Source organism: Algibacter sp., from assembly GCF_049667265.1.
Classification (GTDB): domain Bacteria; phylum Bacteroidota; class Bacteroidia; order Flavobacteriales; family Flavobacteriaceae; genus Algibacter_B.
Genome location: NZ_JBATHX010000274.1, coordinates 1 through 7,069, shown reverse-complemented (window position 1 = coordinate 7,069; position 7,069 = coordinate 1). Strand labels below are relative to the sequence as shown.

The window sequence follows — 7,069 nt, the reverse complement described above, 5'->3', positions numbered from 1 at the left end:
GCAGGCGCCCAAAACATTTTAAATTTTAAACGTTATTACAGGCCATGTGGCATGGTTTGCTACATCTTCGCCAACGCTACCTTCAAAGAAATGCGCCAAGTATTTTCTGCTACGAATAAGAAAACCTTTAAATATTAAAATATTAATCGTAATATTGCAATAAACAAATAAAGACTAAAAATGGGATTAGCGAAAACCGAAATGTTTACCGACCAGCAAAATGAAATTTCCCTTTTTGCCAAAGTATTCGGGCATCCTGCAAGAGTGGCGATTTTACAACACTTGTTTAAAATAAACTCTTGTGTTTGTGGAGATTTGGTAAACGAAATTGGATTGGCTCAACCTACAATCTCACAACATTTAAAAGAACTGAAACATTTGGGCTTAATAAAGGGAAGTGTAGAAGGCACATCTGTTTGTTACTGTATTGACGCAGAAAACTGGACAGCAATGAAATCTGTAATGACGGAATTTCTAAATCAAGACTTAACAAAAAATCTAGATTGCTGTTAAAAAATAAAATTAATTAATCTTAAAATCTCAGTAAACAAATGGCATCAAAAAAATTAAGTTTTCTTGACAGAAATCTAACCCTTTGGATATTTGTAGCAATGGCTTTTGGTGTCGCACTTGGCTATTTTATTCCAACATTTCCAGACATTATAAACTCATTTAGTAGTGGATCAACAAATATTCCGATTGCAATTGGTTTGATTTTAATGATGTATCCACCTTTGGCTAAAGTTAACTATTCATTATTACCAAAGGTTTTTAGAAACACAAAAATCCTTTCTATTTCACTAATTCTCAACTGGATTATTGGTCCTGTTTTAATGTTTGTTTTAGCAATTACATTTTTACGAGATTATCCTGAATATATGGTTGGACTCATTTTAATTGGTTTGGCTCGTTGCATTGCTATGGTTTTGGTTTGGAACGACCTCGCAGAAGGAAGTAGTGAATATGGTGCAGGTTTAGTGGCGTTGAATAGTATTTTTCAAGTATTTGCCTACAGTTTTTACGCTTGGATTTTTATTACTGTTCTGCCACCCTATTTCGGTTTTGAAGGTGCAATTGTAGATATTTCGATAGGCACAATAGCAGAAAGTGTCGCTATTTATTTAGGTATTCCGTTTGTGATGGGAATTTTAAGCAGACTGATTTTAGTAAAACTTAAAGGCGAGCATTGGTATACAAACAAATTCATACCGACAATTTCGCCTATTACATTGATTGCACTTTTGTTTACAATTGTGGTAATGTTCTCGCTAAAAGGAGAATTGATTGTGGAAATACCTATGGACGTTGTGATTATTGCTGTTCCTTTGCTTATCTATTTTACGCTCATGTTCATCATTGGATTTTTCTTTACCAAAGCGACAGGAGCAGAATATGACAAAACAGCTTCTGTTGCATTTACAGCAGCAGGCAATAATTTTGAGTTAGCGATTGCAGTTGCAATTGCAGTTTTCGGACTGAATTCGGGACAAGCCTTTGCGGGAGTAATAGGGCCTTTAGTTGAAGTTCCTGCATTGATTTTATTGGTTCGTGTTTCTTTTTGGTTGCGGAAAAAGTATTACGGAAAAGCCAAGGCTTAAAGCCTTACGCATTGGCAATTCACTAAAGCCAACACACAAAATCAAAAAAATTGAAAAAGAGCATGTCTTAACCCACGGTAGCAAGTTTGTAAAAAAGCTAGCAAACAAGGTGCGTTAGGCCTGCCTGCCGGGAGGCAGGCGCCCAAAACATTTTAAATTTTAAACGTCATTACTGGCAAAGTGGAATGGTTTGCTACATCTTCGCCAACACTACCTTCAAAGAAATGTGCCAAGCCTTTTCTGCCATGTGTTGGTACAATTATTAAATCTGCGCCTATTTTATTGGCACTACTTAAAACGCCTTCCTCTACAGTATAATCGGAAACATAAATGACATCCTTCATTTTACCTAAATTGTTTTCTGCTTTAGTAAAGAAATTAACCACTTTTTTCTCGATTTCTAAAGTGCTCATGAACCTATCGCTTGGCAAATTAACATGTACCAAATACACTTTGGTATTTACCTTACCAAACATTTCAACGGCTTTTAAATATGGTTTTATGGTTTCTTCTGAAAAATTACAAGCAAATGCAACCACATCGAAATTTACATCGGGAACATCATTTTTAACCACCAATACCGGAATATCGGCATTACGAACTACACGTTCGGTATTTGATCCTACAAAATATTCTTTAAGTCCACTTGAGCCATGTGAGCCCATTACAACTAAGTCTGCATTATTTTTACGTGCTACATCATTAACCTCACTAAACACTTTATAATGTTTAATAATGGGCGTCACTTTTATACCGTCCAAATAATCTTTCTTCAAAAATTCTTGAAATTTTTGCTCTGCAAGCTGAAGAAAAAATGCGGCTTTTTGGGTTTGCAAACCATCGGTAGCCGTCAACATAATGTCAGACATTTCAAGCATGTGAAGGGCGAGTAATTCGGCGTCATATTTTTTAGCAAGTTTCGCAGCTGTTTTAAGAGCATATTCTGAATGCTCTGAAAAATCTATGGGTATAATAATTTTTTTCATGATTTCTTTTTTTTTAAATTAAACAGTCATAGAAAACAACTGTGTATTAGGTTGTTTTCTTTGTAATAACACATCAAACGCCATACATATATTTCTAACAAATGGCTGACCCTTTTTGGAAACTTCAATTTTATTGTTAAAGATATTTAATAATCCATCAATTTCCATTTCTTTTAATCGAATTAAAACATCTGGCAATTCTTTAAAATAAAGTGTATCCATTGTCCAGGAAGTTTCAAAACGACACATTAAATTCAAAATATGCTTGCGAATAATCAAATCTTCGCTATTTAAAATATGACCTCTAAAAACAGGGATAATATTTTCTTCTAACAGGTTGTAATAGCTTTCAATACCTTTTACGTTTTGGGCAAAACCATACCAACTATCGCTAATTGACGATACACCTAAACCAATCATGGCTTGCGTTTTTGAAGCTGTATAGCCCATAAAATTTCGGTGTAAATTACCGTTATCCATAGATTTGTAAAGTGAATCTGAGGTTAATGCAAAATGATCCATGCCTATTTCCTCATAGCCAACTTCGGCTAATAATTTCTTTCCTAATTCGTACTGGTTTCTTTTTTCTTCAGGTGATGGTAAATCGTTATCATTAAAACCTCGCTGCCCATTTCCTTTTATCCAAGGTACATGTGCATAGCTGTAAAACGCTAACCTATCTGGCAATAATTCTTTAGTTTTTAAAATGGTTTCTTCAACATGTTTTAACGTTTGAAACGGCAATCCGAAAATAATATCGTGCCCTACGGATGTGTATCCTATTTCTCTGGCTAATTCGGTTGCTTTCTTAACATTTTCGAAAGGTTGAATTCTATGAATTGCCTTTTGAACCGTTTCATTATAATCTTGCACACCGTAACTTACGCGCCTAAATCCAACATCATACAAAGCTTGTAAATGCTCACGGGTGGTATTATTTGGGTGGCCTTCAAAACTAAACTCAGGGTTGATTGCTACTTCAGATTTTCTTAAAATTTCTGTAATAAGATGTTTTAAATTCTCTGGACTAAAAAATGTTGGTGTTCCACCGCCTAAATGTAATTCCTTTATAACAGGCTTTTCATTAAATAATTCTAAATACAATTGCCACTCTTTTAAAACAGCATTTATGTATGGCGATTCCACATTATGTTGTTTGGTAATGCGTTTGTTACATCCACAAAAGGTACATAGACTTTCGCAAAATGGTAAATGAATATAGAGGCTTATCCCCTCTTTTGAATTACTTTCATTAAAGGATTGAATTAAAGAAGATTTCCATTTTTTTAATGAAAATGTTTCATTATTCCAATACGGAACCGTTGGATAACTGGTATACCGAGGACCCGCAATATTATATTTATTCACCAATGATTTTAACATACCTAACAATTATAATTCAAAATTATGCGAATTGTTTAATTTAAAATATGACATATATCATGCGAACTCTTGCAATTCATTTATTAATAACTTAACTTTCGAATAAATAAAAAACCTTCAAAAATTAAAAAAATAAGCTTCCTATTAATTGCTTTAGCCATTAGTTTTACATCCTGTAAAAAAGAAAAAAAAGAAACTAAAACCATAGAAACTGAGGTTACCAAAACTGAAGTAGTGACACCTAAAAAAGTAAAAATTGCTTTAACTGCTAAAAGCGACTCTGAAGTAAGTGGTAATGTCGTTTTTAAAGAAGTGGATGGTGAAGTGAGTATGACTGCTATTATTAGTGGTTTAACTCCAGGACAACATGCTATTCATATTCATGCATCTTCTGATTGTACTGCTGATGATGGGTCATCGGCTGGTGGACATTGGAACCCAACAGCACAGCCACATGGTAAATGGGGTGATGACGCAGGTTACCACAAAGGTGATATTGGTAATTTTACTGCGGATGAAAATGGTAACGGTACTATTTCATTTACTACCGACCAATGGTGTATTGGTTGTGGTGATGAAACTAAAGATATTATTGGAAAAGGAATTATTGTACACGCTGGTGTAGATGACTTAACATCGCAACCTTCTGGCGCCGCTGGAGCTCGCGTAAGTTGTGCCGGCATTATTGAATAACACTAAAAAAGCGTACTAATTTTCAATTTATAATTCCGTTTAATGGATTTAGATCTTCTAATAGAAAAATTTAAGCAAAAAGACGAAAAGGCTTTTGAAAAACTCTACAACATGTATAGCAATAGCATGCATGGTGTGATATACAATATTGTGAGGGATCATGATATTGCTGCAGAAGTTATGCAGGATGTTTTCATAAAAGCTTGGCATAAAGCAGATAGTTACTCAGCTAAAAAAGGCCGTTTTTTTACTTGGATTTTAAATATTTCTAGGAATGCCGCCATAGATAAAACACGTTCTAAAGCCTTTAAAAATTCTAAACAAAACCTCAACTCCGATTTTTTCGTAGATATACTTGAAGGCAATGAAAATTTGGATGATAAAACCGATGCCATTGGTATAAAAAAGTTTGTTGGTAAACTTGCTGAGAAATGCAAAGAAGTTATTGAACTATTATACTTTAAAGGGTATACACAAAGTGAAGCATCTGAAGCTCTTGATATGCCCATTGGCACGATAAAAACAAGAAATAGAAATTGTATTCAAGAACTAAGAAATATGGTATTGAACTAACATGGATATTAAAGCATACATAGAATCTGGAATATTAGAGCTATACGTAGCTGGAACCCTTTCTGAAAAAGAAAATGAGGAGGTTTATGCGCTTATGCAAAAACATCCTGAAGTTTTACAAGAGGTTTTAGAAATTGAAGCCGCCATTGTTAAACTAACAGCTTCAACATCGCAAAGAGATAATAATCATATTTTACAACGTATTAAACAGTCTTTAGGATTTGATAGTGATGATTCTAAAGTGATATCTATAGCGAAACCTAAATATAATTGGATTACTTATGCAGGTTGGGCAGCATCCGTTGTTTTGGCAGCGGGATTGTTATGGACGGTTAACCAAAACAACCAATTACAAACTGATATTCAAGTTGCTGAAACCCAACAGGATTTATTAGAAACTCAAATTGAAAACTCAAAAAACAGTTTGGAGCACGCCAATGTTTTAATTAGTGTATTACGCGACGATAATATTACCAAAGTGCCATTAGCTGGGCAAGGTAATTTTGCAAGTACCTACGCAAAAGTGTATTGGGATAAAAATTCTGACCGTATCTTTTTAGATGCACAAGGTTTACCTGATCCTCCTGAAGGGAAAGTTTACCAAGTGTGGTCTTTAACCTTAACACCTTTAACACCAACTAGTTTAGGGACTATTGATCGTTTTACGGCCGATGCTAATAAAATATTCGAAATAGAAAACGCTAATGAAAGTGAAGCTTTCGGAATTACTTTAGAGCCTGCTGGAGGAAGTGCAACGCCTACTATGGATCAATTGTATACTTTAGGTGTGGTTAGTGCTGGTTAATGAATATGGTTTTCTCACTTATAACTTCGGGTAATGAAATACTTAATTATTTTTTTAATTATTAGTCAAACACCTATGATTCTTTTTGATTTTAATACTAACAGTAACATTTCGAATTGGCGCATTGTTGATGATGTGGTAATGGGTGGCCGTTCAAACGGTGATTTTAAAATTAATGACGCTGGAAATGGCTTTTTTTCGGGTGATGTATCGTTAGAAAATAATGGCGGTTTTTCAATGGTTCAATATGATTTTGAAACTAAAAAAACGAGTAACTTCTCTAAGGTTTGCATCAAACTGAAAGGTGATGGTAAAAAATATCAATTTCGTATAAAATCAAGTGTTTCTGATAAACATTCATTTATTTCCACTTTTCAAACTACTGGTGAATGGGAAACCATAGAGATTCCGTTTAACACCATGTACCCTGCATTTCGTGGTGAAAAACTAGATTTTCAGAATTTTAATGGCGAGCAAATGGAAATGATTGCTTTTTTAATTGGAAACAAAAAAGCTGAAGCTTTTAATCTTGAAATTGATAGTATTGTTTTAAAATAGTTTAAACTTTTCGTGACTATTAATGGAAATTCTAGTTTGCGTTAGGCCTGCCTGCCGGCAGGCAGGGATTGAAGTGGAAAGCCCACAGCCCGACGCAGGAGGTGCGAGGACTTGCAACGGAAAGCCTGCCTGCAGGCAGGGCGTCCAAATTATTTTTTAACTAAACCGAATGGCTTTTACTGGCGATATTTTTGTGATAATATACGACGGTACTAGAAGCATAAGTAAACACAAAATTAATGTGCCAATATTTAGTGCTAAAATATACCCGAAACTGATAAAAACTGGAGCTTCGGTTACGTAATAAACACTCGGATCTAGCTTAAAAAGCTTGAAGTATTTTTGTGGAAAAAGCAGTCCTAAACCTATAATAGTCCCCCAAAACAACCCTAATAAAATAAGGTAAGAAGCGTTGTAAAGAAAGAGTTTACGGATACTCCAATTGCTGCTTCCTAAAGTTTTTAAAATACCTA

General features: G+C 34.5%; 9 protein-coding genes. 6 read left to right on the top strand and 3 right to left on the bottom strand.

All coding sequences use genetic code 11. The annotated features are described in order from the left end of the window. Window positions 1-180: 180 nt before the first annotated feature. Window positions 181-513, top strand: a complete 333-nt coding sequence (locus WBN21_RS10280; RefSeq protein ID WP_424199967.1) for an ArsR/SmtB family transcription factor — start codon at window positions 181-183, stop codon at window positions 511-513. Window positions 514-551: 38 nt separating this feature from the next. Beyond that, window positions 552-1,598 carry an ACR3 family arsenite efflux transporter gene (gene arsB / locus WBN21_RS10275; RefSeq protein WP_424199965.1) on the top strand — a complete coding sequence of 349 codons (1,047 nt, stop codon included), beginning with the start codon at window positions 552-554 and terminating at the stop codon, window positions 1,596-1,598. A gap of 152 nt (window positions 1,599-1,750) precedes the next feature. Here the strand turns inward: arsB and WBN21_RS10270 are convergent, their stop codons facing one another. Beyond that, the gene (locus WBN21_RS10270; protein WP_424199963.1) at window positions 1,751-2,584 is read right to left on the bottom strand and encodes a universal stress protein; all 834 of its coding nucleotides are present in this window, start codon (window positions 2,582-2,584) and stop codon (window positions 1,751-1,753) included. A gap of 18 nt (window positions 2,585-2,602) precedes the next feature. Next, window positions 2,603-3,967 (bottom strand): oxygen-independent coproporphyrinogen III oxidase, encoded by a 1,365-nt coding sequence (hemN, locus tag WBN21_RS10265; protein ID WP_424199961.1) that lies wholly within the window; start codon window positions 3,965-3,967, stop codon window positions 2,603-2,605. Between the two features lie 123 nt (window positions 3,968-4,090). On the opposite strand from hemN, the gene WBN21_RS10260 reads away from it, so the two are divergent. The 4 genes from WBN21_RS10260 to WBN21_RS10245 are packed head-to-tail and all read left to right on the top strand — an operon-like array spanning window position 4,091 to window position 6,596. Continuing rightward, window positions 4,091-4,660, top strand: coding sequence for a superoxide dismutase family protein (locus WBN21_RS10260; RefSeq protein ID WP_424199969.1), 570 nt, complete (start codon window positions 4,091-4,093; stop codon window positions 4,658-4,660). 42 nt (window positions 4,661-4,702) lie between these two features. After that, entirely contained in the window at window positions 4,703-5,233 is a 531-nt protein-coding gene (locus tag WBN21_RS10255; RefSeq protein WP_424199959.1) for an RNA polymerase sigma factor, read from the top strand. Between the two features lies 1 nt (window position 5,234). Further along, window positions 5,235-6,038: an anti-sigma factor gene (locus tag WBN21_RS10250; RefSeq protein ID WP_424199957.1), complete on the top strand. Its 804-nt coding sequence runs from the start codon at window positions 5,235-5,237 to the stop codon at window positions 6,036-6,038. Window positions 6,039-6,071: 33 nt separating this feature from the next. Continuing rightward, window positions 6,072-6,596 carry a CIA30 family protein gene (locus tag WBN21_RS10245; protein WP_424199955.1) on the top strand — a complete coding sequence of 175 codons (525 nt, stop codon included), beginning with the start codon at window positions 6,072-6,074 and terminating at the stop codon, window positions 6,594-6,596. Between the two features lie 156 nt (window positions 6,597-6,752). Here the strand turns inward: WBN21_RS10245 and WBN21_RS10240 are convergent. Next, window positions 6,753-7,069 (bottom strand): FtsX-like permease family protein (locus tag WBN21_RS10240; protein ID WP_424199953.1); only part of this gene is annotated, 317 nt, incomplete at its 5' end.

What these genes read in the sequence shown, in the direction of transcription:
- WBN21_RS10270 (WP_424199963.1), bottom strand. Translation starts at nt 2,584, where the DNA reads ATGAAAAAAATTATTATACCCATAGATTTTTCAGAGCATTCAGAATAT.
- arsB (WP_424199965.1), top strand. Translation starts at nt 552, where the DNA reads ATGGCATCAAAAAAATTAAGTTTTCTTGACAGAAATCTAACCCTTTGG.
- WBN21_RS10255 (WP_424199959.1), top strand. Translation starts at nt 4,703, where the DNA reads ATGGATTTAGATCTTCTAATAGAAAAATTTAAGCAAAAAGACGAAAAG.
- WBN21_RS10250 (WP_424199957.1), top strand. Translation starts at nt 5,235, where the DNA reads ATGGATATTAAAGCATACATAGAATCTGGAATATTAGAGCTATACGTA.
- hemN (WP_424199961.1), bottom strand. Translation starts at nt 3,967, where the DNA reads ATGTTAAAATCATTGGTGAATAAATATAATATTGCGGGTCCTCGGTAT.
- WBN21_RS10245 (WP_424199955.1), top strand. Translation starts at nt 6,072, where the DNA reads ATGAAATACTTAATTATTTTTTTAATTATTAGTCAAACACCTATGATT.
- WBN21_RS10280 (WP_424199967.1), top strand. Translation starts at nt 181, where the DNA reads ATGGGATTAGCGAAAACCGAAATGTTTACCGACCAGCAAAATGAAATT.